This window comes from Planomicrobium soli (assembly GCF_003014655.1).
Classification (GTDB): Bacteria; Bacillota; Bacilli; order Bacillales_A; family Planococcaceae; genus Planococcus; species Planococcus soli_B.
In genome coordinates, this window is the sequence record NZ_PYAT01000021.1 from 1 (window position 1) to 25,689 (window position 25,689).

A 25,689-nucleotide genomic window follows, 5' to 3' on the forward strand; every position below is an offset into this window, starting at 1 on the left:
AAGGGCAAAAAAAGAGTCGGAAGACAGGAAATCCTGCCTTCCAACTCTTTTTTTAGTCTCCCATTGATTTAAAGGAAGGGTTTTTCAGTGGCCTCCTCTTTAGGCCAGCCCTCTTTTTCATTCAGTTACTTCTTTTTGTTGATAGACAATTTCCTTTTCTGCTTCCTTAACCTCACGTGTCGGTTTTTTGATGAAAAAAGCCAGCGCCAATGCAACAAGCGCAATGAACATGGAAACAAAGAATGAAAAGTTGATTCCGTCAAGCATTGCATTATTCATGATGGTTTCAGGAGCTGCTCCGCTTGCCGCCAATTCCTTGCCAGTCGATTCTGCCCGCGTATTCATAAGCGTAATCAGGAATGCCGAACCGATTGCTCCCGCCACTTGCTGAAGTGTGTTGTTGATTGCTGTTCCGTGTGGATAAGATTTTATCGGCAGCGTATTCAGTCCGTTTGTCATAACAGGCATCATAACCATTGAGATACCAAACATACGCGCTGTATATATGGCCATAATTTCTAAATATGAAGTTTCAAGCGAAAGTTGGCTGAAAAGATACGTCGTAAATGCGACAATAGCCAATCCAGGTACCGCCAGCACTTTAGCCCCGTATTTATCGAAGAGCCGGCCAGTAACTGGCGACATAAAGCCCATCACAAGGGCTCCTGGCAACATAAGCAGCCCAGATTCAACTGGCGAAATCCCTTTAATGGTCTGAACATAAATCGGCATTAAAATCATTGCTGAAAACATGGACATCGACAATGCGACGGAGATGACCGAGGACAAAGCGAACATTGGATATTTATAGATCCGAACTTCAAGCAATGGTTCATCCAATCTTAATTGGCGGAAAACGAAAATAACAAGTGAAACGACACCCGCCGCAATGGTTCCGTATACCGCCGGATCGTCCCAGCCCATTGTTCCCGCTGAACTAAATCCGTACAAAATGCCGCCAAAACCGATGCTCGAAAGAACGATTGAGGCTTTATCCAGTGATATATCTCTATTTTGGACAGTTAAATTTTTCAATTTGAAAATCCCAAGAGCAAGTGAAATCAGCGCTACTGGCAAGATGATAAAGAATAAGACCCGCCAAGAATAATGCTCAACGATATAACCGGAAAGTGTTGGCCCGATTGCAGGTGCCACTACCATTACCAGACCGAATATCCCCATCGCCGAGCCGCGCTTTTCAACCGGAAAAGCCGCGAGAATAACGTTCATCAGCAATGGCATCATCAAAGCTGCACCAGAAGCTTGTATCATTCTGCCAGCAAGCAGGATGCTGAAAGTTGGGGCTACACCTGCAAGCAAAGTTCCCAGTGAAAAAAGCGCCATCGCTAAGATGAAAACTGACCGGTTTGAGTAGCGCTGGATAAAAAAGGCGCTTGCCGGTATCAAGATGCCGTTCACCAGCATATAGCCCGTCACCAGCCACTGCACTGTTGAAGCCGAAACCTCCAAATCAGCCATAATTCTAGGTAAGGCTATGTTTAATAAAGTTTGGGTGAAAATCGTTACGAACGCCCCGGTAAAGAGAATTGCGATTATGCCATAAGGCGGTTTTTTCTGTTCTGTCATACTATTATGCCTCCGTATTTTCTAACTGTTTTTTCCTCATTGCACTATTCTATACCGCTTGTTCATTTTAATCAATAAAAATATACTGGCAGTCTAAACGGTTTGATTTGAAAGGGATTTCACGCTAAGATAGAACTAGACTGATAGTATAAAGGTGAAAAAAATGAATCTAAAAAAACAGAACATCATTAATGCAGCTTATTCGCTGTTCATTAATAAAGGCTATATCTCTTCTTCTATTCAAGATATATTAGACGAAGCCGGCGTCTCTAAAGGCACTTTCTATAATTACTTTTCTTCAAAAAGTGAATGTTTGGTTGCCATCATGGAGTCTATTGGAAGTGAAATCCGCCAAAAACGGATGGCAGCAGCTGTCGGCAAGAAAGTGAATGATCCTGAAGTATTAGCGGAACAATTGTGCATCCGCATCCAATTGAATCAGGAGAAAAATTTGTTCACGTTATACGAAAGCATTTTTTATTCTCAGGACGAAGAACTCAAACTGTTTTCGCGACAAACGTATATAGCTGAAATCGAATGGATTTCTTCTCGGATTATTGATTTGTTTGGCGAAAAGGCAACACCGTATGCACTGGAGAATGCCGGCATCATCCATGGATCGATTCAGCAATTGATCCATCTTTGGAGACTTAGTTCAGAAGAAGAGCTCCCAATCGAAAAATTGGCGGATTTTATCATCAGACGATTGAATACTACTATCACGGAGCAAATGGAGACTGGGGACCAATTTATCCAGAAGAAACAGCTTTTTGCCGACACGCAAGTTGAGGCAGTTTCACTAGCAGCCTTGGCCGTTCAGTTGAAAAGCCAAGCGGATTTGTTGGATGAAGAAGACGCGGATGCCAAACAGCTCGTTATCTTTTTAGCTGAAGAGCTGACCCGTCCCAAACCTCGGAGATTGGTATGTGAAAGTGTCTTGGCAACTTTAGCGAATTATCCCGCCCATGAAAAAACACTTGTGATATTGCTTGAACAAACGTGGAAACAGCTTCAAAAATTATAAAAAGGCAAAGCCGAAATCCGGCTTTGCCTTTTTCTATGGTTTTACGCGGCCTTTAGTGGCCTGCTCAAACGCATAAGCATATTCAATCAGTTGCGGTTCGCTAAAAGCATGGGCGGTAAATGTGATGCCAAAAGGCTCTTTTGTTTCCGATAAACAATAAGGCACGGCAATGGCCGGAAAACCGGCCGCTGCATTGATGTTGCAGCCGTGATCTTGCGGCAACACCAGAGCATCCGCTCCCACTTCTTTCAAAGTTGCCGCTATCCCCTGTTCCGCAGCTAGAAAACGGTTGCGTTCAAGCGCTTCAATATAGTTCCGTTCGTTCAGTTTGCCGGTCGTCAAGTCCGCTTGTTCAAGCAAATTTTGGCCATAGTGCAACATTTCTTGCGAATGCTTATTATTAAAAGCAATCACATCCTCTAATGAACGGATGGGATTCAAAGGATTGGATTTCCCCAAATAGGCATTGAGATTGGCCTTGAATTCGTGCAGCAGCACAGCGAACCCCAAGTCTCCTTGATCAGCTCCAAGGTCGACATTATCGATGATTTCTGCGCCGCATTCCTGCAATTGCTCAAGAGCCTTGTCAAACAAAGTACGCTGCTCGTTGGAAATGCTGTCTTCAAAGAGACCTCTCGGTACCCCGAGCTTTACTCCTTCCAATCCATTTTTTTTAAAGTGGATGGACCAATCGTATTTTTCATACGGTTCAGCAAAACTGGTGATGGCATCTTCCGGGTCAATAGCTATCAGCGTTGCAAATACCGCCACTGCATCTTCTACTGTGCGGGCAAGTGTTCCCGGAACATCTTGCGTATGGGAAAGTGGAATTATTCCTGTGCGTCCAATCAAGCCGACTGTCGGTTTGATGCCGACTAAACTATTCTGGACTGCCGGGTTAATGATGGAACCCGAGGTTTCCGTACCAAGTGCAGCGGCCGCCAAGTTTGACGCGACTGCTGCAGCGGAACCGGAACTGGATCCGCCAACATCAAAAGCGCCATAAGGATTTTTCGTTTGGCCGCCTCTCGAGCTATAACCGTTGGTCATTTTATCAGACATGAAATTCGCCCATTCCGTCAAGTTGGTTTTCCCTAGGATAACCGCTCCCGCTTCCCGCAATTTATCCACTACTTGGGCATCTTTTAGTGCGTAGTGGTCTTTGAGCGCCCGGGATCCGGCGCTTGTGTGCATTTTATCGGCTGTATCCATATTGTCTTTTATCAATACTGGGATGCCATGGATTGCTGAGCGTGGCCCTTTTAATTTTCGTTCGAAATCCAGCGCTTGCGCTATTTGCAGGGCGTCCGGGTTGATTTCCAATATGGCGTTGGTATTTTGGTCACGAAGCGAAATATTTTCCTGGTACATCAGGACAAGCTCTTCTGATGTAATCCGGCCTTCCGCAAGCTCTTGCTGCATATCAGCAATCGTCATTTCTTCAAGTTTCGTTTGGCGGTATTCCTCTAATTTTTTTTGATGCATGCGGCTCCCTCCTCTTATCGTTTAGACTATTTGTCCATTGAAAAGAGCCGGAATACACCGGCTCAAATTTTTTCTGTATAGGTTTTCATTAATTCATATAAGGACAATTCATATAACTGTCTGCCATCAATTTTAAAGACGTTTTGTGCGACAAGGTCTTCGATGATGTTGCTGCGCTTATCTTCAAACTTTGATTCTGGTATATATTCTTCCATGATGTTCTTTCTCTCCTTGTTCAACGTTTCTACGTATCTATTACCCCTTTCTTCCAGTTCATAAAACCTAAAAGAGAAAATCGGATTAGAAATGTCGACAACTTTATGACCATTCAGAACATCAAAAAGAATATGCTAAGACTTACAGAATCGAGTCGACTGCAAGTTTGGCGATCGTGGCGTTAGACAAGATGAAGTTGTCCACTTTGATGTGTGAAAAATTCGGGATATGTTCTTCCCGTTCAATTTCCACTGTTGTATGGACACCGGGTGAAATACGTTCTACTGCACATGCAATCATCAGCGATTTTCCATCCGTGAGCATTTGGTCTTCAATTTTATCATCGGAAAAGATCAGCACCGCTTTAGCATGCTGGACATTGGCTTTTCTCAATACGTCAGGATCTGTGGCCGCACCTCGGATAAAGTGGATACGCTCATTTACTTGTTTTGCTTTTTCGATAGTGTCAATAACTACAATATCCACTTTCTGATCTCTCTCTAGGATTTCTTTCATGGCATTTTCCGCTTTATGCGACCAATCGATGATCACAATGTGCTTTTTCCCTTCGTACATCAAATCCCCTCTTTCCTTTTGCCGTCTGTATAATGATAAACTGTCTACCGCTTTTCCAATAAACGAAGCGAACAATCCAATGCCGACTACGTATAAGAACATAATTGTAAAAAGCCTTCCGCCTAACGTTGTTGGAAAAAAATCACCGTAGCCAACTGTCAGCATAGTCGTCATCGTAAACCATAGTGCATCCATATAACTCGTGAACGTTTCCGGTTCAATCAGTGGAAGCATGAAGGTGCTGAGAATGATTAAAATCAACGTACAGAAAGTCAGTACCAGCCAAGAAAGGTTGGTGGCTTGAAAATACAGTTTCTTTAAGATAATCACCATTTCCACTCCTTTTTTTATGTACTTAAAAGCTGGAAAGAATTTCTTTTTCTTTTAGTATACAATGAAGGCAAGCGTTTGCTTAATTAATTTTCACGGCAACAAAAAAAGAACCAGAGAATCAATGAACGATTCTCCGGTTCTTTTTCACTTGCTGCTTACTTGTGCATATTTCACTCCACAGGTTCTAATTCAATACTGTTCAGTAATGAACGTACTTCATCTGTCGACTTAGTGTTCATCAATTGATTTCTCAATTCCCCTGCTCCGCGGAATCCCTTAACATAGATTTTGAAAAAACGATGAAGCCCACTGATTGAGCGCGGCAATTCTTCTATATATTGGTCATGGAGATCCAGATGCAATCTTAAAAGACCAAGAAATTCCTTACTGCTATGTTCTCTCGGCTCTTTTTCAAAGGCAAATGGATTTTTGAAAATCCCGCGTCCGATCATAACGCCATCCACACCATACTTTTCCGCAAGTTCAAGTCCAGTTTCACGGTCAGGAATATCTCCATTGATTGTCAGCAGCGTATTTGGCGCGATGCGGTCCCGCAATTCCTTTATTTCCGGAATCAGTTCCCAATGTGCATCTGCTTGGCTCATTTCTTTTCGCGTCCGCAAATGGATGGAGAGGTTGGCAATATCCTGTTCGAATATATTCGTCAGCCAGTCTCTCCACTCATCTAGTTCCGAGTAGCCCAGCCGCGTTTTCACGCTTACCGGCAACCCTCCCGCTTTTGCTGCTTGAATGATCTCTGCAGCAGCATCTGGCCGAAGTATTAGGCCGCTCCCCTTGCCTCTAGATGCAACATTCGGCACTGGGCAGCCCATATTAATATCGATCCCCTTGAATCCTATCTCTGCCATCCCAATGCTCATCTGGCGGAAAAATTCCGGCTTATCGCCCCAAATATGTGCAACCATAGGCTGTTCGTCTTCAGTAAAAAGCAAACGGCCGCGCACACTTTTCATTCCTTCTGGATGGCAATAGCTTTCCGTATTAGTAAACTCCGTGAAAAACACATCAGGTCGGCCTGCTTCACTTACAACATGGCGAAATACTACGTCCGTCACATCTTCCATCGGTGCAAGCACGAAAAACGGCTTCGGCAACTCTTGCCAAAAATTTTCTTTCATTTATATTCAAACCCTTTCTCACAAGCAAAAGCAGATGATTTAGGAAGCACTTGTTCATGCTTCCAAATTGTCTGCTTTACCGTTTCAGTAAGTATTAAATTTTATCAGCTAATTCCAGCCAAGCCACTGCTTCGCAATGTGTGGACTGCGGGAACATATCGACGGGCTGCACTTCTTGTGTACGGTAGCCCCCGTCTTCGAGTATCCGCAAATCACGCGCTAATGTTGCCGGGTTGCATGATACATAGACAACACGTTTCGGGCGCTGTTTCAAAATCGTCTGCAAAAGCTGCTCGTCGCAGCCTTTACGCGGGGGGTCGACCATCAGGACGTCCGCTGTCTTGCCTTCTTTGTACCAGCGCGGAATGACTTGCTCAGCCGGTCCCGCTTCAAATAAAGTATTTTCAAAGCCATTTAGCGCCGCATTGCGCTTCGCGTCTTCGATTGCTTGCGGCACGATTTCGACACCCATGACAAATTTCGCTTTTTGAGCAAGAAACAAGGAAATTGTACCGATGCCGCAATAAGCATCAATCACCGTTTCATCCCCAGTCAGCTTCGCATATTCCAGCGCTTGGCCATAGAGGACATCAGTTTGTTCCGGATTGACTTGGTAGAAAGAACGGGCGGAAATTTCAAAGCGAACATCGCCGATCCGGTCTTCAATAACGTCTTTGCCCCAGAGCGTCACTGTTTCATTTCCAAAAATGACGTTGGTTTTTTCACTGTTGACGTTTTGGACGATTGACGTCACTTCCGGCACAAGCGTACGAATCAGCTCAATCGCCTTTTGGGCTTGCGGGAATTTCTTTTTCTTAGTAACAAGGACAACCATGATTTCACCTGTTGCACGTCCTTTACGGACGACAACGTGGCGCAGCATTCCGCGATGCGTTTGCTCTTCGTATGGTTCAATGCCCAATGCCGGCAAGTTCTTTTTCAAAGCAGCCATGATGGCATCTGCTTCCGGTGTCTGGATGATGCAGATGTCGGTATCGGCAATGTCATGTGACCGGTTTTGGTAAAAGCCTGCGACGACGCGGCCATTATTATCAGTGCCGAACGGAATCTGGGATTTGTTGCGGTAGCGCCATGGATTTTCCATGCCTTTTACCGGATGCACCGGCACTTCCGGCAATTTCCCGATACGCGTGATAGCGTCACGCACCAGCTTGCGCTTAAACGTCATCTGGCCTTCGTAAGACAAGTGTTGGATCTGGCAGCCGCCGCACGTGTCAAAGACCGGACAAGGAGCCGTCACGCGGAACGGTGAAGAGTGTTTAATTTCAAGCATTTTGGCAAAGCCATAGGATTTCAAGGTTTTTAAAACATGAACTTCCACATCTTCCCCCGGCAGCGCGCCGTGGATGAAAAGCGGATAGCCCTCTACTTTAGCAACACCCGCGCCGTCATGCGTCAAATCTTCCACATGAACGAGCAAGCGATCATTTTTCTGTACAGGTTTCAAAGCGTTCACTCCATTTCAACTTTTCGTATTATAACATAAAGAAATGTAGAAGTGGCTGTTTAGGCTCGGGTTATAAACTGTAACTTCCGAGTGCCAAGTTCCGACTTTTGAACAACGAGTTACGACTTTTGAACAACGAGTTACGACTTTTTTCTTCTGAGTTACAACCTTTACCTTCTGAGTTACAACTTCTTTAAAAACAGACAAAAAGACTGCCTCCAAAAGTCATTTATATGACCTTTTGGGGCAGTCCTATTTTTATTTCTCATCTTTTGTTGCTGGCCCATCTTTCAGTGAAAACCAGAATCCAAAAACGACGGATGCAAATAACACAAGAAATGGTGCATAAAATATCAAGAAATCCTGCAGCATAGCTGTTTCCTCCTTTGGCGCCCACTATTAAGCGTGATAATCCGATTTTCCTTTAACGTAATCTTTATCAAATAAGAACAAACGGAACAGCAGATAAAGCGATGGAAGCAATAAGCCCAATCCTGCTACAAACGCGATGATCAAGGAAATGGCCATTGTCTCATTCGTGAAACTATCGTAAATCGTCAAGTGCGGATACAGAAGATATGGATAATGGGATATTCCATAGGCGAAAAAAGCTGTGAAGAACTGGCCGACCAACAAGATGAAAGCCAACCCGTATTTTCTTCGCTTCCAGATCAAGAATACCGTACCAAGGAACAACAGGGACGATATTCCGAACAGCCACCATAAATCCATGATACGCGCAAAATGTTCAGCGTTGTGTGTCCGCAATTCGATGATAATGCCAGTTGCCGTAATGATTGCTGGCCCTGCCCAGACAAGCGCGTATTTGCGCATCAGATCTGTCGCCTTTTCATCTCCTGCTTTATTGGCATACCATGTCAGGAATACCGCGGAGATATATAGTACTGCGGTCAAACTCAATACGACGATGCTCCATGTCAACGGGCTGGTAAACAGCGCCCAATAATCAAGCTGCGGTGAATCGTTGACCATATTGATAAAACCGCCTTCAGACATGGCAAGCACCGGTGAAAGAGATGCCGGCAATAGCAACCCGGATAAGCCATACATGTAAATATAGCCACGGTGGTTGATTTTCGCACCGTAAGTCGCAAATGCGTAATAAGAACCGCGAATTGACAACAATATTAATGCAAGGCTTGCCGGCACTAAAAGCGTTGTTCCATAATAATACGCCGTCAATGGGAAAAAGCCGATCATGCCGACAAAGAAGAACACGAAGAAAACGTTCGTGACTTCCCAGACAGGCGATAAGTAACGCTGAATAATATTCGTTAAAATGTGTTGTTTGTTGGTGAACGCACTATAGGCATTGAAAAACCCGGCGCCAAAATCGATTGATCCTACAATAACGTAAAAGAACAAGAATAACCAAAGAACCGCTATTCCTAGAATTTCGAGTGTCATTCTTGTTCACCGCCTTTTTCGACTTCTCGCTGAGCCAACTCCTGCTCAACCGGGTTGCGTCGGTACATGCGGGTTAAGACGACAATTGTCCCGATTCCCAATATAATGTACAGTCCGCCAAACAAAATGATCATCAAGTCGACATTGCCGCTTGTTGTGGCCGCTTCTTGCGTTGTCATGAAGTTGCGTAAGATCCATGGCTGCCGTCCGACTTCCGTAAACCACCAGCCGGCTTCAATTGCCACTAACGCAAGAGGACCGCCTAATAACACCAGCAATCTGAACCACTTCGCCTGAATGAATTTCCAGCCACGCCATGCAGCTACTACATAGATAAATGATAAGGCTGCCAAACTCATGCCAATGGTAACCATTGTGTCAAACAGATAATGGATCCAAAGAGGAGGAATTGGAACTTCGTTTTCTCTTAATTCGTTGATTCCAGTCACTTCTTCACCTGGAACTCCGTGCGCCAAAATACTTAGCGCATATGGAACCTTAATGGCATACTTGACTTCTTCCCCGTCAAGAACCCCAAACATAACCAATCCGGCATTAGCTTCCGTCTCAAAATGCCACTCTGCTGCAGCCAATTTCTCAGGCTGGTATTCAGCCAAATATTTCCCTGATAAATCGCCGATCAATGCTGTAGCGATGGAAAACACTAAGCCCAATTTCATCATTAAATACAAAGCTTTTTTATGGTAGACATGCGTTGATCCGCTAAGAATACGCAATGCGGCAATTGATGCCAGTAAAAATGCGCAAGTCATGAAAGCCGTCGCTACAACATGTGCAACTTTCGTTGGCATCGCTGGATTGAATATCGCGAGTAGCGGCTGAACATTGACCAGTTGGCCATTTAACATTTCAAACCCTTGCGGCGCATTCATAAACGCATTAACAATTGTGATAAAGACTGAGGATGCCGCTGCACCTAAGGCTACTGGAATCAGCAGAAGCAAATGCTTGCGCTGATCTTCGAACCGATCCCATGTGTATAAGTAAATACCGAGGAAAATCGCTTCAAAGAAAAAGGCGAAAGTTTCCAAGAATAACGGCAAGGCAATAACATTTCCTGCCACTTGCATGAAATTAGGCCATAAGAGCGATAATTGCAAGCCGATAATTGTCCCGGTTACAACCCCTACAGCCACCGTGATGACAAATCCTCTCGCCCAGCGACGCGCCATCAATATATAATGATCATCTTTTTTCTTGATCCCTACCCATTGGGCAATCATGATCATAAGTGGAACCCCTACGCCAATTGTTGCATAAAGTATATGGAACGATAGCGTCATCATAGTCAAAATACGACTAAGAAGGGCTGTATCTTCGAATCCCATTTGTTTGTCCCCTTTCAAAACCTATTATCAAACTCATCCTTTTACTACCCTTATTGTACCTCATCCCTAGTTCCCGAAACTTCTGCAAAGGTCCACAAAGCTTATATTTTTCCGCTATCTTTGAATAACATGTGACATTTGACCGAAACAATTTCACTGGGAAAAGCTCATTTTATAGACAAAATAAAGAACTTGCTATCAGGTTCATGGTCAATTTCAAATTTTTTTATACTAAGAATTCCATCTTCTTTATCAGAAAGAACCCAAGAAAAAGCATTACCAATTTAATTATTTTCAAAACAAAAAAGACCAAATCCTATATGGATTCGGTCCCTTAACTGTTCGCCTAGAAGAATCTCTTTTCGAATGCCTGTTTTTTATTTCTTCATTCAAAAACTATTTTCTGTCTTTCTCACCGATTGAAGACAGCGGCACTAAAACTTCAATATGTTGGCAAAGATTTTCAAATGTAGCAGGCAAAATGCCACCGTACTCACCATCCAAATTCAGTAGAACCGTTTCTTCAGAAGTAACAGTGATTTTGCTTGCTTTCGTATAAATCACATGCGGGTCTGATAAATGCTCCCCACGCAGTGCAAGGGAAGCCAGGCGGATAAACTCAGGCATGTTGACTTCTTTTAAAATCATCAATGTAAACTTGCCGTCATTGATGCTGGCGTCTGGAGCCAGTTTCTCAAAACCGCCGACCGAATTTGTTAAGCCGATCAAGAACATCATAGCTTGATCTTCAAATACATTTCCGTCATATTCGATTCGCACTTTTGAGGAACGAATCGAAGGAAGCATTTCAATCCCTTTCAAATAATAAGCCAACTGCCCAAGCACCGTCTTTAATTTGCTCGGTACTTCGTAGGTTAATTCCGTTAATCGGCCGCCTCCGGCAATATTGATAAAATAACGGTCATTATCCATCAGTCCAACATCTACAGGAATCGACTCGCCCTCTAAAATAATGTCGACGGCTTTGTTAATATCCCGGGGAATGTGGACAGCGCGTGCAAAATCATTTGTTGTTCCCATAGGAATCAAACCAATTTTCGGACGTTTTTCAAATTGGGAAATGCCGGAAACTACTTCGTTCAATGTTCCATCGCCGCCGACTGCTATAACCAGATCGAAGTTTCGCTCTACCGCTATTCTTGCAGCTGATACAGCGTCTCCTTCACCTGTTGTTGCGTGGCATGACGTTTCATATCCCGCTTGCTCCATCTTTTCTAAGACTTCCGGTAAATGTTTGCGAAACAATTCGCGGCCGGAAGTAGGATTGTATATAATTCGTGCACGTTTCATACGAATTCAGCCTTTCTGATCGTTCTATAGAAATAAGACAGAAAAGAACCATAAAAAGTTCCCAAGAAAAAAGCCGACAACTGGCCGGCCGGTTTTCCGCTTCTACTCCACTGTTTTAACTTAACGCTTCAACAAAAGTTTTGCGAAGATCCTCGTAGACCGCTTGCCAAAACTCTGTATTCCATGTAAAAGCATCTGAAATTTCCCCAATCATTGTTTCATGATTGATGGCATAACGCGGATCATCTTTTTCAGGCAATGTTGCTCTTTTTTCCATAACAAATTCCTGGATTTTTGGAGCACGAGGGCCCCAGTGCCCCAGCACTTCCCCTTCTTGTGAAAGGAAGATGTATTTTGGGATCGAACGGCCGCCATTTGTTAAATATTGATCCATCAATTCAGGATTTTGATCCCGATAAACACATCGCACCTCAAGATTGGCCGCTTCAGCGATTCTGCGGAGAATGGCGTTGTTCATCATTGCATCTCCGCACCAATCTTCGGTAATAACTAACACTTTTGGCTGCTTTTCTTTTAGCAAATCAATGAATTCCGGATCCTCCGGCAATTCAAATTTTTCATAGATGGAATAACTTGTTTTTTGATTGGATTCCATTTGAGCCATATAGTTCTCAATTGCGATGGCATCTTCAAAATACTGCTGTTCAATTGGCATAGTATCACATCTCCTTTTCCTTTAGTTTACTTGTACAGGATAAAAGCTTCAAATTATACACTTTGAAGAAAAGGGTCGACTGATCCAATTGGCTGTAGGCTGCAGAAAACTACAGATAGGTATATGATTTTTCTTCCTGTTGCCTCTATCAGAAATACAGGGACTCTCTACATGCATATCAAACCATGCTAACAAGTTAAAAAAGATGGTCCGACTCATCGGACCATCTTTTCTTTATCGCTGACACTGTACAATTAGCGCTTTGCAATTTCTTCAAGCAAGATTTTATTAAGCAACGGCGGATTTGCCTGCCCCTTTGTCTGTTTCATGATTTGGCCGACCAAGAAACCGATTGCGCGGTCCTTGCCGTTTTTAAAGTCTTCAATTGACTGCGGGTTATTGTCGAGCGCAGCTGTAACATATTCACGTAGCGTGCCTTCGTCTGAAATTTGGACAAGGCCCTTCGCTTTAACAATGTTGTTTGCGTCTCCGCCTTTTTCAATCAATTCCTTGAAAACTTTCTTGGCGATTTTCGAAGAAATCGTGCCATCCGAAATCAGTTTGATCATACCTGCTAGGCCAGCCGGTTCAAGTTTTGTCTCGCTTAATTCTTTTTGTTCAGCATTTAAATAAGCAGATACTTCCCCCATCAACCAGTTGGATGCCAATTTAGCGTCCGCTCCTTCAGCCACAGTCGCTTCAAAGAAATCTGAAATCGGCTTCGCTAATGTCAATACCATGGCGTCGTATGAAGACAAGCCAAGTTCTGAAACATAGCGCACTTTGCGTGCATCCGGAAGTTCCGGAATTTCCGCGCGCACCCGCTCCAGCCAAGCGTCGTCAATGATAATATCCACCAAATCCGGCTCTGGGAAATAGCGGTAATCATCAGACCCCTCTTTTACGCGCATCAATAAAGTTTTACCTGTAGACTCATCATAGCGGCGTGTTTCTTGCTCGATTACTCCGCCTGACAGCAAAACTTGTTCTTGGCGAACTTCTTCATGCTCGATGCCTTTGCGGACAAAGTTGAATGAATTCAAGTTCTTCAATTCTGTTTTTGTACCGAATTGTTCCTGGCCATACGGGCGAAGGGAAATGTTCGCATCACAGCGCAATGAGCCTTCTTCCATACGCACATCGGATACGCCAGTATACTGAATGATTGCTTTGATTTTTTCAAGATAAGCATAAGCCTCGTCTGCAGTGCGGATATCCGGCTCTGAAACGATTTCAATAAGCGGTGTTCCTTGGCGGTTGAAGTCAACTAACGAATGGCCGTTTCCTGTATGCGTCAGTTTACCCGCATCTTCTTCCATATGAAGACGCGTAATGCCGATGCGTTTTTTCTTGCCATGCACTTCAATTTCCACCCAGCCGTGTTCGCCGATCGGCTCATCGAATTGAGAAATCTGATAAGCTTTCGGATTATCTGGATAGAAATAGTTTTTGCGGTCGAACTTGGTGTGCCGGTTGATTTCGCAGTTCAGTGCAAGCGCCGCTTTCATCGCCCAATCTACTGCACGCTTGTTCACGACCGGCAAAACGCCTGGGTAACCAAGGTCGATGACGTTTGTATTGGTGTTCGGTTCTGCTCCGAAATGCGCCGGTGCAGGCGAAAACATTTTCGATTCCGTCTTTAATTCGACGTGGACTTCGAGTCCGATAATTGTTTCAAAGTTCATTGTGCTGCTCCCTCCCATGTTTGAGGAGTTTTTTTATGGAAATCCGTCGCTTGTTCAAATACATCTGCAACACGGTAAACCGTTTCTTCGTCGAAGTATTTTCCGATGATCTGCAAGCCAAGCGGCAAGCCATTTTCAAATCCGCATGGAACCGAGATTGCCGGTACGCCTGCCAGATTGACCGGAATGGTTAAAATATCGTTTGCATACATCGTCAACGGATCGTCGATGATTTCACCGATCTTGAATGCCGGAGTTGGAGTTGTCGGCCCGATAATGACGTCATAGTTTTCAAAAGCTTTGTCGAAATCCTGTTTGATCAGTGTACGGACTTTTTGCGCTTTTTTATAATAGGCTTCGTAATAGCCAGAACTCAACGCGTATGTTCCAAGCATGATACGGCGTTTTACTTCATCGCCAAATCCTTCAGAGCGCGTATTCATATAAAATTCTAATAAGTTGCCCGCTTTTTGCGTGCGGTAGCCGTAACGGATTCCGTCGAAACGGGAAAGGTTTGAAGATGCTTCAGATGACGCCAACAAGTAATAAGTAGCCAGTGCGTATTTAGAATGAGGAAGCGAAATTTCTTCCCACGTTGCGCCTTTTTCTTCGAGCACTTGAAGTGCATCGCGTACTGCTTGTTTCGCCGCTTCACTGACGCCTTCAGCAAAATACTCTTTCGGTACACCGATGCGCAGTCCTTGAATGTCGCCAGTCAATGCTTCGGCAAAGTTCGGCACTTCGATATCAGCAGAAGTTGAATCGCGCTCATCATGACCTGAAATTGCTTGGAGCAAAAGTGCATTATCTTTTACGGTTCTTGTAACCGGTCCGATTTGATCAAGCGACGAAGCAAATGCGATCAATCCGAAACGGGAAACACGCCCGTACGTCGGCTTCATGCCCACTACGCCACAAAAAGATGCAGGCTGACGGATTGAACCGCCTGTATCCGAACCCAAAGTGAAAGGCACTTCGCCTGCAGCCACTGCTGCTGCTGAACCGCCGGAAGAACCGCCAGGAACTGTTTCCAAATTCCAAGGGTTTTTTGTTTTTTTGTAGTATGAGTTTTCATTCGAAGAACCCATCGCAAATTCATCCATGTTCAATTTTCCGACCGTGATCATGCCAGCGGCTTTTAATTTTTCGACCACTGTCGCGTTATAAATCGGATTGAACCCTTCCAAAATACGGCTTGAAGCTGTTGTCTCAAGGCCTTCTGTAACGATATTGTCTTTAACGCCGATCGGCAACCCAAACAACGGCCCGCGTTCCGCCAATGGCACTTTGTCCATTTCTTCCGCTTGTTGCATAGCTTGCTCTTTGTTCATTGCCAGGAATGCGTCTACTTTTGGTTCAAGCGCTTCGATCCGGTCAAACGCCTGTTTTGTCACTTCGGCAATTGTCGTTTTTTCCGTATGTATCAATTCCTGCATTTGTGCAGCTGTTTTATCTGCGAATGTCATTTGTTGGCCTCCTCCCGCTTACTCTAAAATTGTAGGAACTTTAACTTGTCCCGCTTCATGTTCTTTAACGTTTTTCAATACTAACTCCCGATCCAGTCCTGGTACGGATTTATCTTCACGCAAAACATTAACCATTTCCAATACGTGCGTGGTCGGCTCTACATTTTCAGTATCTAATTCGTTCAGCAATTCCATTGCGTTTGTAATTGCTTCCAATTGATCTGCAAAATGTACAGCTTCTTCATCAGTAATTGCCAATCTCGCTAAATGCGCGACTTCGATTACTTCTTCTTTCGTCATTTTCGCCATTCTTCTACACCTCCGGATTCAGTAAACATAAGTTATATCATATCATTTTTCTAAGAAAAGCGGAAGCGCCCGGGCAGATTCGACAGGCATAAGACAATTTGGCGAAGCGGCGTGTGTTCAGCCGCACAGCCAGATTGGCTTATGACCCCGAGAATCTGGGCGCTGGAGTCTAGACAAACCAAATGAATAGGGACAGCCCGCAGGCTATCCCTTTTTCATCGCACTTTAATCATAAATATGGACAATTGGTTCTGTTTGATTTACTTTTCGGATGACCAGAGCTTCAGGACCTTTTGACGAAGTCACACTCACTTCGACCTGAACATTTTCAGGGAAATGTTCCATGACCAAACCGGTCAAATATTGCGTAAAACCGATAATTTCTGCTGCTCCATAAAATTGGATCGGAATATCGATTTGCATCTCCCGCAATTGGTCATCTTGGTAAAAACCGGTTCCGATGACGCTTGTAAAATTCGAGAAATACTTTTCTACGTCTTGTTTGAAATTCAGGAAGGCTGTATCGACTTCCCGGTATTTTTCTTGCGTACCCGAAGTTGGGAATACGACATATTCTTCGTTGATCGCTTTCCAATCGGCTACTTCCGTGTTTCCTTTAGGAGCCACTCCGTAAGCAAAGTAAGTCGAAGGGGCAATCGCATTGCGGGCGCTTTGTTGGAAAAGCCCTACCGTAATCGGTATGTTGGCCATGCCTTCTTTTTCACGGAGACGCTTAACGATTTCGTTGGCCAGCCGCTTTCCCTCTTGTTCCATTTGATCTTGCGGGATAGACTCTTCATAAGAAAGTCCGTCTGCAGAACTGTAATATACCGAATTCAAAGCCAATCCAACCGATACTCCACCAAGCCTGATTGTGTTTTCGTTGGTTTTCACCAAATAATTTTGTTCAACAATATGAGCTAAAATTTCCGCTGGAGGTCTGTCTCCAGCTTTTTTCTGCTGGTCCGTACGCTTATCTTCCTTATTCAAGCCAGCCGGATTGTCTTTGCTGGCTCGCCCAAGCCAAGCGGCTGCATCTTCGTCCGTAATTTTCTGGCCTTCTTGGAAATAATAATCGTCCGGCGAAAATTGATTTTGAGACAAGCGCAGCAGTCCATTTTCCGCTTCTTCTATATCGTAGCGCGAATGCAAGCGGCCAATGATTTTCCCGCGAGTCGCACTTTGCTTATAAGGCAGCAGTGTCCGATAATACTGGGCGTCCAGTTGCATGCTTGGAATAATAGCTGTTTCCACTTCTTCTTCCGTATTAAGAACTTCCGTTTTATCGTTTACGGAAGGAACACATCCCGTGAGCAGCAGCATGCTTATCGGGATCCACCATATGCGTTTCATGTAAAAATCTCCTTATTTGTTCAATTCCTCGATGAGACGTTCTTCGTCCCAAACGTCCACTTTCAATTCCATCGCTTTCGCTAATTTCGAACCTGCTTCTTCGCCTGCAATCAATAAATCCGTTTTTTTGCTGACACTGCCCGAGAGCTGACCGCCGAGCGCTTCAATCTTAGCACCGGCTTCGTTTCGTGTCATCTTTTCCAGCTTGCCTGTCAGCACTATTTTCTTGCCTGCAAAAGCATTGGTTCCGGCTTCTACGCGGACGCGTTTTCCGGTATACGTTAAGTTGACGTTTGCTGAAGCCAAACGTTCCATCAACGCGCGAACTTCTTCAGTTGAAAAATACGTCACAACCGAATCCGCCATTTTATCGCCAATTTCATGAATGTCAGTCAATTCTTCTACAGAGGCTTCCATCAGTTTTTCAATTGACCCGAAATGCTCAGACAGAATGCGCGCCCCTTTTTCTCCTACATGGCGGATTCCAAGTCCGAACAATAACCGCTCCATGGAATTAGAGCGTGAAGCGTCTATGGCAGCAAGCAGGTTTGAAGCTGATTTTTCACCCATGCGCTCTAAATTCAATAATTGTTCCTTTGTCAATCTATAAATATCGGATATATCGGCAATAAGCCCTTCGCGGTACAACTGCTCGATAACCTTAACGCCTAAACCTTCAATGTTCATGGCATTGCGCGACACAAAATGGATGAGCCCTTCTGTAATTTGTGCCGGGCACTTTGGATTGACGCAGCGCAAGGCCACCTCTCCCTCGATCCGCACAAGTTCGGCATCGCATGCCGGGCAGTTTTCAGGCATTTCAAAAGGCACTTCTTCTCCGCTCCGGAGTTCTTTCAATGAAGCCACGATTTCCGGAATAACATCACCGGCTTTTCGGACAATCACTTGGTCGCCGATGCGGATATCCTTTTCTCGGATCAAGTCTTCGTTATGAAGCGATGCCCGTTGCACAGTCGATCCCGCTACAAGCACTGGATCCAAAATTGCGGTCGGTGTAACAGCGCCGGTCCGTCCGACACTAAGCTCAATGTCCCGCAACGTGCTCAACACTTCTTCAGCCGGAAATTTATACGCAGTTGCCCATTTTGGGCTCTTGGCTGTGAACCCAAGCTCCTGCTGTTGAAGATAGCGATTTACTTTAATAACGATACCGTCAATTTCATAAGACAATTCCGAGCGGATTTCCGTCCACTTTTCGATAAAAGCAAGCACTTCTTCGACACTGTGGCAAACTTGGCGTTCATTACTCGTCTTGAACCCGAGATCCGCCACATATTGAAGCGTTTCTTCATGTTCTCTTAAACCATATGCCTCGCCGTCACCGCCGATTCCATAAATGAAAACATCCAAATTGCGGCTGGCGGTTATTTTCGAATCCAATTGGCGAAGCGAACCTGCAGCCGCATTCCGCGGATTGGCGAATAATTCTTCGCCCTTTTCGGCCCGCTCTTCGTTTAGCTGGAGGAACGATTTTTTCGGCATGAACACTTCCCCACGCACTTCGATGGCAACCGGTTTTTTCAATTTCAACGGAATTGTTCGCACCGTGCGCAAATTGACAGTGATGTCTTCACCAATTCGCCCATCGCCGCGTGTAGCGCCCCGTACAAACTTGCCGTCCTCATATGTAAGCGATACAGCTAAGCCGTCGATTTTCAGTTCACATACATACTCCACTTCGTCTCCGGCAGCGCTTCGAACACGCCGGTCAAAATCACGGATGTCTTCTTCGTTGAACGCGTTGGACAAACTGAGCATCGGCTGGTCATGCGTGACTTTGTCAAAATTGGAGAGCGGCGTTCCACCTACCCGCTGAGTCGGAGAATCCGGAAAAATCAAATCTGGATACATGGTCTCCAAGCCGATCAATTCGTTCATCAATTGATCGTATACAGCATCCGGCACCGCCGGTTTATCCAGCACATAGTAGGCGTGGCCATAGCCCCGGAGCTGATCGTTTAATTCAATTACCCGTTGTTCTGCTTCTATACGGTCCATTTTCTTTCCTCCCGCTTATTGTTTTACAATCGGCGCAAATTTAGCCAATAGCCTTTTAATGCCAACTGGGCTAGGGAAAGCAATATCAAGTTCCGTTTGTTCGCCTTCTCCTTTGACGCTGACCACGGTACCTGTGCCCCATTTCTTATGAGCTGCACGGTCTCCTGGCTGCCAGCCCAATTTGTCGCCGCCTGATGTCTGATAAGCCGGACGTGAGACAGCTGCGCGCTTTGGTGCTTGTTTATAGCTTGTTGCGGCGCCGGCCCGATGATTTGCAAAAGTCGGTTCAATCAAGTCCTCTGATATTTCACCGATAAAGCGGGATGGCATATTGTAGCTGCTCTTGCCGAACAAGGTCCGCGATGAAGCATGTGTTAAATACAGGCGCTTTTCAGCACGGGTAATTCCTACATATGCAAGGCGGCGTTCTTCTTCCATTTCTTCTTCATCGTTATTGGAGCGGGAATGCGGAAAGACGTTTTCTTCAAGTCCGATGATGAACACTACCGGAAACTCCAACCCTTTTGCCGCATGCATGGTCATCAAGATAATCGGTCCGTCTGTTTCTTCTTCGTCGTCCAAGGAATCGATATCGGAAATCAATGCCAAATCTGTCAAGAACGCCACGAGCGATTTATCGTCACTTTGTTTTTCAAATGCTTTTGTCACAGTCAAAAACTCTTCAATATTCTCCAAACGGCTTTCGCCTTCGATTGTTCTGTCAGCTTGCAGCATTTGGCGGTAACCGGACTTTTTCAATACCTCTTCAACCAATTCCGTTACCGACAAGTATTCCTGCATCTGCGTAAAGCCGTCAATCATCGAGCGGAATTCCATCACTGTCTGTGCTGTCTTCGGCGATAAGCCCATAAAGTCGACTTCCTGCAAAGCGTCCATGATCGTCCGGTCCTGTTCGATTGCAAAACGCGCCATCCGTTCGAACGAAGTGGCACCAATGCCCCGCTTTGGTTCATTAATAACACGCGACAAGGAAAGATCGTCGTCATTATTTGCGATTAAACGCAAATACGCCAACAAATCCTTGATTTCTTTGCGGTCATAGAACTTGGTGCCGCCGACAATAGTGTAATTCATATTCGACTTGACGAACATTTCCTCCATGATCCGAGACTGGGCATTGGTTCGGTACAAAATTGCAAAATCGGATGTTTTGTAGCCTTCCTTATCCATCAATTTTTGAATCGTCTGGACGACATATTGTGCTTCCTGGCGCTCATCGCCTGCTTTATGCAGTATGATGGCTGGGCCTTCCGCATTGTCCGTCCGCAGCTCTTTCGGATAACGGCTGGTATTTTTCTTGATCACATCATTAGCGGCTTGCAAAATCCGTTTTGTGGAGCGGTAATTCTGCTCGAGCATGATCACTTTAGCGTTCGGATAATCTTTTTCGAATGATAGGATATTCGTAATATCGGCTCCGCGCCAACGGTAAATCGACTGGTCCGAGTCCCCTACTACGCAAATGTTCTTGAACTTGCTTGCAAGCTTTTGGACAAGCTGATACTGCGCGTTGTTCGTATCCTGATACTCATCCACATGGATATAGTGGAATTTGTTTTGGTAGAATTCCAAGACTTCCGGCACTTTGTTGAACAAATTTAATGTCGTCATGATCAAATCATCAAAATCAAGCGACTGGTTTTTTTGCAGACGCTTTTCATAAGCGGAATAAACATCCGAAACCGTTTTTTCATATGGATTGTGCTGATTCATGTCTGCTGCAAATTGGGCCGCATCGATGCATTCGTTTTTTGCCGATGAAATGGCGTTCAGCATTGTGCGCGGTTCATATTTTTTCGGATCCAGGTTTTTCTCTTTTAGCACGCCTTTAATAACCGTCAATTGGTCGCTTGTATCCAGAATTGAAAAGTTTTTTGAAAAGCCCATGCGGTCGATATCACGGCGTAAAATACGGACGCACATCGAGTGGAACGTTGATACCCACATGCGCTCGCCCGTACCGTGCCCAAGCAGGCCGTCAATCCGGTTGCGCATTTCCCGTGCCGCTTTGTTCGTAAATGTAATTGCCAATATATTGGATGGATAAACTTGTTTTTCAAGTACCAGGTAAGCGATGCGATGCGTCAGCACCCGGGTCTTCCCGGAACCTGCACCGGCCATGATCAATAACGGGCCTTCGGTCGTTTTAACAGCCTGTTCTTGTTCCGGGTTCATCCCTTTAAGTAAATTTTTCGTAATAATTTCCATTGTGCACCACCTCGAACAATTGTTCTTATTATTATAGCGATTGTTGCTCCGTTTCCGCAACCGCCTGGACAGTTTCAATCGCTTTGCTTAAATTTTCATAAATGATATTACCTACTACAACCGTGTCGGCTATTGCTGCCATTTCCCGTGCTTTTTGCGGCGAATCGATCCCGCCGCCATAAAACAGCCTTGTATTTGAAAGTTGTTCTTTAACTTGTTCGACTAATTCAACATCGCCGTACATTCCGCTGTATTCCACATAGAAAATGGGCAGCCGGAAAAAATGTTCCGCCATTCGTGCGTAAGCTACCACGTCTTCAGCCGTCAAATCGGTTTTTGCGTCAGTCAGCTTTGCCGCTTTGCAGTCGGCATTTAAAATGCAATAGCCTTCCGGAACAAGTTCTTCCCAGTCCATAATGTCTCCATACTCACGGATTGCTTCGTGGTGAAGCCCTTTTATCCATAACGGATTTTCGCTATTCAGCACCGTCGGAATAAAATAAAAATCAAACCCAGGCGTTACCGAATCGATCGCTGAAACTTCCAAAGCAACTGGGACGCTATAACGGCGCACCCTTGCCAGTAAATCCAAGACATTGTCGAGTGTGACATTATCGCTGCCCCCAATCAAGATGGCATCGGTCCCGGATTCGCAAATTCGTTCCAAATGTTCATCGGAAATCGATTTGGCTGGATCTAATTTAAATACATGGCGCCACGTTTGAAAGTCCAAAATGATTCACCTAACCTTGCGTTTTTTTCATCATCTCATTATAACAAAAAAAAGGCTGTTCACTAAGTTAAATCATAGCCTTAGTGAACAGCCTGTCTCTTGCTGATGGAGCGAGAGCCGCATTGCTGCTGCCTCGCCCTCTAGTTTATCCGCAAAGGATTTGCCCTAATTCCTTTGCGCCAACTCCTTTGTTCAGTCTTTCGGAAGTTGAAATGGTTTTTCGTCCGGATAAAGGCGCCCTAACATTTCGTCGTAGGCATCGTTCCCGTAGTTTAAGCAGCGGCGGACACGGGAGATGGTTGCGGTGCTCGCCCCTGTTTCATTTTTTATTTTTTCGTACGTTTTTTTCATTCGCAGCATATGAGCCACTTCCAATCGTTGAGACAGCGACTGGATCTCGCTGATTGTGCATAAATCATCAAAAAAGCGATATGCCTCTTCTTTATCTTTCAATGCTAAAATCGCATCAATCAACTGGTCGGTTTGAGGGCCCCGTATTTTATCGACTTGCATACAAGCTTCACCATCCTTTTATATGTTTCCATTAAGGGGAATAGCGGACCCAATTATCAATTCCGGGGGCTGACGGAACAATATGAATCCACGTCTTGCCTGGCATAAGGCCAATAGGTCTTCCATCATCTATCGGCACGAGCATGCCTTCAAGGTTGCCCCATTCGCCTTCACGAACACCGCCATTTTGAAAAACGAGCGCTTTCCCGCCACTCATCAAGTCAATTGACTGCCTGCCTTCCCCGTCTATCGTTTTATGATCCGCTTCAAAAACCAAAACATTTGAAACTTCTACCGGTTGCCCTGAATTTTTGTCTAAAGTGGCAGTTCCTCCGGAAGCTCGGCTATAAAGTGCCGTAGTTTCGTCATATGTAAATTCATTGTGAAACTGTTCACTGGTACCATACAGAACTTCCAGAATGGATGCCTGTTCCATCAGTTTATCACTTTCCCCTGAGTCAAAGAAATAATAAGATGAATGCCCGCTATATTCAGTCGATGCTTGTGCTGCATCCATGCCTTTCAAAGCATTTTCATAAGTGATGTAGCTGTTATGAGGAGCCACTCGGTCGCTTGAGCGTTTGAACAAAGTGCCATCGTAAAACAAACCGTTTATATGATCTACTGCGCCTGCTTCAAGGAGCCGCTTAGCATCCGGGCTCCAGCCGTGGGCGATAAAAAAAGCATCATAACCTCTTGCAAGATCTACAAAATAATCCCTGGCGCTCCGGACTGGGCCCATCTCTTCCGGAAATTCGCTTTGATACAACGCTACCAATCTCGTTACGCTTCCTTCAGCCAGCATTTCAAACACAATGTCTGCTTCCGCTAAGCCGGTATGCGGCCGAGCATCCGGGTGGTTGTTGATGACAGCCATAATCGGACGGCTGTTAAACGGTTCCGATCCTTCAACTCCGCTAAACGGCGCTTTGGATATCTGCGGATTTTCTGGCGCACTTTCCTTTTCCGAGCTGTTGGCCAGCAAATAAACAGCGACGCCTGTACCGAGCAGTAAAATTGCAAGGATGCCGAATATCCAATTTTTCATCGACTACCTCATAAAAGCAGGAAATAAAGTTTTTTTATTCATAACGTCATAAATCCCTTTTTGTGTAACCCGAATGTACGGCAGATGAGTTGCCTGCAGGAACAGCAGCGTATAGACTGCATCGCCTTTTGTATAGCCACGTTCTTTCAAAGCCGCTTTTAGCGTGAGTTCTTGTTCGATCAGTTGTTCCATTGGCAGATCCGACATAGCACCTCCAATTGGAAGCGGCACAGAGCAAACCGTTTCCCCGTTCTCAACAAGGACGATGCCGCCTTTCATAAGCTTCAGCTGATTAAAAGCTTCCCACATGTCTTTTCGGCTTTTGCCGATCAAAATGATGTCGCCCGTATTGCTGTAGGAAGAAGCAAAGCCGCTGACATTTGAAGCAAACCCTTTGATCAGTGTATTGACGCGCCATTTGCCATGTTTATCGAGCAGCATAAGGAAACTTTCTTCATGGTCGGTGGACAAATTGCCATTATGTGTATCAACACTTACAGAATAAGGTTTTGTGATAACGTCATTTACCATTTCAAGGCCGAACGGCATAGAAAACTGAAAATCATCTTCTGTCAGTTCAAAATCCAACGCAAGATCCGGCATGGTAGACCAGTCGATTCCTGGAAGCGACTGTACTTTGTCGCCATCTTTTTTCAGCCAGACTCCTTTGGAGATAACGCCTGATGGTACGGGATTGTCTAGTGTATCCAATATGTTTAAGTTTGCATAACGGCCTGTGGCAATCACACCGTGAAGGCTTGTTACATTGTAATATCGCGCAACGTTATAAGAAGCCATCAAGTATGCATCAATTGCCGGAACGCCAGCTTCTAAGGCAATTTTTATGCATAAGTCCATAATTCCGTCTACATGGAAAGACGGCGTCGAGCCATCTGTCGTCATCATCAATTTATCAAAGACGTTGATATCTTTTTCAATGATCCCCTTTAACAAATTTGGCAAATCCGGACGAATCGATGAATGGCGAAGCGTAACGCCATAGCCGTGGAGCAAGCGCATTTCCACTTCTTCAGCTGTCATCGCTTCATGGTCGCCATCTGCTCCAAGCAATCTCATGCGTGCCAAGGTTTTTTCCGAAGCCCCAGGAAAATGCCCTTCGATTTTCTTCAATCCCATTTTTGCCTGTTGAATCCAGTACAACATCTGGTCATCTCCGGCCAATAGCTTCGGCCAGCCTGTCAACTCACCTCCAAGCAAAACATCCGGACGGTCCAGCCATTCACCTACCGCTTTTGTTGTAAACAACTGGTCTTCTTCGTTTAGCTCGGTCTGAGAGTCAAACCGTGTCCACCAATAGAAAGAAAAAGGCAATTGGTTCAACTGGTCCAACAATGAAAACGCTTTCTCGTTTTCTAATGCCAAGAACAGCGTCAAGTTATCGGACAAGAAGGAAGTGGTTCCACGTTGTGCCGAATAATCTGCAAATGTCTGGGGATTGTATAGTTGGTAGGGATGAACATGAGGTTCAATATAACCCGGAACAACAAATTTCCCTGTTAAATTTACGATATCAGTCGAAGAATCAATTTTCGGCATCTCTTGACCAGCGTATACGATGCGGTCATCTTTGATCCAAATATTTCCTGTCATCCATTTTTTAAATATACTATGCAAATAATACGCATTAGTCAAAACGAGATCCGGAGCTATCTCTTTTGTAACTACTTTCAGCTGTTCCCTTATTTCTGTGTTTTTCCATAATGGATTCACAAGTATCCCGC

22 protein-coding genes and 1 pseudogene are annotated in these 25,689 nt (G+C 44.8%); 1 reads left to right on the plus strand and 22 read right to left on the minus strand.

What is annotated here, in order from left to right:
* Positions 1-117: 117 nt before the first annotated feature.
* Complete coding sequence (locus B0H99_RS16570) at positions 118-1,587, minus strand: MDR family MFS transporter (protein WP_106534801.1); 1,470 nt, start codon at positions 1,585-1,587, stop codon at positions 118-120.
* A gap of 163 nt (positions 1,588-1,750) precedes the next feature.
* On the opposite strand from B0H99_RS16570, the gene B0H99_RS16575 reads away from it, so the two are divergent.
* Positions 1,751-2,611 carry a TetR/AcrR family transcriptional regulator gene (locus B0H99_RS16575; RefSeq protein WP_106534802.1) on the plus strand — a complete coding sequence of 287 codons (861 nt, stop codon included), beginning with the start codon at positions 1,751-1,753 and terminating at the stop codon, positions 2,609-2,611.
* Between the two features lie 33 nt (positions 2,612-2,644).
* Here B0H99_RS16575 and B0H99_RS16580 read toward each other — a convergent pair whose 3' ends face one another.
* The 21 genes and pseudogenes from B0H99_RS16580 to B0H99_RS16670 all read right to left on the minus strand — a co-directional run bounded on the left by B0H99_RS16580 (position 2,645) and on the right by B0H99_RS16670 (position 25,678).
* Complete coding sequence (locus B0H99_RS16580; RefSeq protein ID WP_106534803.1) at positions 2,645-4,096, minus strand: amidase family protein; 1,452 nt, start codon at positions 4,094-4,096, stop codon at positions 2,645-2,647.
* Between the two features lie 62 nt (positions 4,097-4,158).
* Positions 4,159-4,311, minus strand: coding sequence for a Fur-regulated basic protein FbpA (locus tag B0H99_RS16585; RefSeq protein WP_245894557.1), 153 nt, complete (start codon positions 4,309-4,311; stop codon positions 4,159-4,161).
* 142 nt (positions 4,312-4,453) lie between these two features.
* On the minus strand, positions 4,454-4,888 hold the full coding sequence (locus B0H99_RS18180) for an NAD-binding protein (protein WP_281258879.1): 435 nt from the start codon (positions 4,886-4,888) through the stop codon (positions 4,454-4,456).
* A gap of 27 nt (positions 4,889-4,915) precedes the next feature.
* Positions 4,916-5,242, minus strand: a pseudogene (locus B0H99_RS18185) (potassium channel family protein); the annotation flags it as partial.
* A 149-nt stretch (positions 5,243-5,391) separates the two neighbouring features.
* Positions 5,392-6,360 (minus strand): tRNA dihydrouridine synthase, encoded by a 969-nt coding sequence (locus B0H99_RS16595; protein WP_106534805.1) that lies wholly within the window; start codon positions 6,358-6,360, stop codon positions 5,392-5,394.
* 94 nt (positions 6,361-6,454) lie between these two features.
* Positions 6,455-7,828 (minus strand): 23S rRNA (uracil(1939)-C(5))-methyltransferase RlmD, encoded by a 1,374-nt coding sequence (gene rlmD, locus B0H99_RS16600; RefSeq protein WP_106534806.1) that lies wholly within the window; start codon positions 7,826-7,828, stop codon positions 6,455-6,457.
* A 258-nt stretch (positions 7,829-8,086) separates the two neighbouring features.
* Positions 8,087-8,197 carry a cytochrome bd oxidase small subunit CydS family protein gene (gene cydS, locus B0H99_RS18245; RefSeq protein ID WP_425440393.1) on the minus strand — a complete coding sequence of 37 codons (111 nt, stop codon included), beginning with the start codon at positions 8,195-8,197 and terminating at the stop codon, positions 8,087-8,089.
* Between the two features lie 30 nt (positions 8,198-8,227).
* The gene (locus B0H99_RS16605; RefSeq protein ID WP_106534807.1) at positions 8,228-9,256 is read right to left on the minus strand and encodes a cytochrome d ubiquinol oxidase subunit II; all 1,029 of its coding nucleotides are present in this window, start codon (positions 9,254-9,256) and stop codon (positions 8,228-8,230) included.
* The gene (locus B0H99_RS16610; RefSeq protein ID WP_106534808.1) at positions 9,253-10,605 is read right to left on the minus strand and encodes a cytochrome ubiquinol oxidase subunit I; all 1,353 of its coding nucleotides are present in this window, start codon (positions 10,603-10,605) and stop codon (positions 9,253-9,255) included. Before B0H99_RS16610 ends, B0H99_RS16605 begins: the two co-directional genes overlap by 4 nt.
* 396 nt (positions 10,606-11,001) lie before the next feature.
* On the minus strand, positions 11,002-11,916 hold the full coding sequence (locus tag B0H99_RS16615; RefSeq protein WP_106534809.1) for a diacylglycerol kinase: 915 nt from the start codon (positions 11,914-11,916) through the stop codon (positions 11,002-11,004).
* Positions 11,917-12,031: 115 nt separating this feature from the next.
* A complete protein-coding gene (locus B0H99_RS16620) occupies positions 12,032-12,592 on the minus strand; it encodes a thioredoxin family protein (RefSeq protein WP_106534810.1) in 561 nt (186 codons plus the stop codon).
* Positions 12,593-12,846: 254 nt separating this feature from the next.
* Positions 12,847-14,277, minus strand: coding sequence for an Asp-tRNA(Asn)/Glu-tRNA(Gln) amidotransferase subunit GatB (gene gatB / locus B0H99_RS16625; protein ID WP_106534811.1), 1,431 nt, complete (start codon positions 14,275-14,277; stop codon positions 12,847-12,849).
* Entirely contained in the window at positions 14,274-15,713 is a 1,440-nt protein-coding gene (gene gatA, locus B0H99_RS16630; RefSeq protein WP_425440394.1) for an Asp-tRNA(Asn)/Glu-tRNA(Gln) amidotransferase subunit GatA, read from the minus strand. Before gatA ends, gatB begins: the two co-directional genes overlap by 4 nt.
* 48 nt (positions 15,714-15,761) lie before the next feature.
* The gene (gene gatC / locus B0H99_RS16635) at positions 15,762-16,052 is read right to left on the minus strand and encodes an Asp-tRNA(Asn)/Glu-tRNA(Gln) amidotransferase subunit GatC (protein ID WP_106534813.1); all 291 of its coding nucleotides are present in this window, start codon (positions 16,050-16,052) and stop codon (positions 15,762-15,764) included.
* Positions 16,053-16,277: 225 nt separating this feature from the next.
* Entirely contained in the window at positions 16,278-17,405 is a 1,128-nt protein-coding gene (locus B0H99_RS16640; protein ID WP_106534814.1) for a CamS family sex pheromone protein, read from the minus strand.
* 12 nt (positions 17,406-17,417) lie between these two features.
* Complete coding sequence (gene ligA, locus B0H99_RS16645) at positions 17,418-19,424, minus strand: NAD-dependent DNA ligase LigA (protein ID WP_106534815.1); 2,007 nt, start codon at positions 19,422-19,424, stop codon at positions 17,418-17,420.
* Between the two features lie 15 nt (positions 19,425-19,439).
* Positions 19,440-21,653, minus strand: a complete 2,214-nt coding sequence (gene pcrA, locus B0H99_RS16650; RefSeq protein ID WP_106534816.1) for a DNA helicase PcrA — start codon at positions 21,651-21,653, stop codon at positions 19,440-19,442.
* Positions 21,654-21,684: 31 nt separating this feature from the next.
* On the minus strand, positions 21,685-22,386 hold the full coding sequence (gene pcrB, locus B0H99_RS16655; RefSeq protein ID WP_106534817.1) for a heptaprenylglyceryl phosphate synthase: 702 nt from the start codon (positions 22,384-22,386) through the stop codon (positions 21,685-21,687).
* Between the two features lie 192 nt (positions 22,387-22,578).
* Positions 22,579-22,899 carry a YerC/YecD family TrpR-related protein gene (locus B0H99_RS16660; RefSeq protein WP_106534818.1) on the minus strand — a complete coding sequence of 107 codons (321 nt, stop codon included), beginning with the start codon at positions 22,897-22,899 and terminating at the stop codon, positions 22,579-22,581.
* Positions 22,900-22,930: 31 nt separating this feature from the next.
* Complete coding sequence (locus B0H99_RS16665; RefSeq protein WP_106534819.1) at positions 22,931-23,947, minus strand: DUF3048 domain-containing protein; 1,017 nt, start codon at positions 23,945-23,947, stop codon at positions 22,931-22,933.
* A 3-nt stretch (positions 23,948-23,950) separates the two neighbouring features.
* Positions 23,951-25,678, minus strand: a complete 1,728-nt coding sequence (locus B0H99_RS16670) for an adenine deaminase C-terminal domain-containing protein (RefSeq protein ID WP_106534820.1) — start codon at positions 25,676-25,678, stop codon at positions 23,951-23,953.
* Between the last annotated feature and the right edge of the window lie 11 nt (positions 25,679-25,689).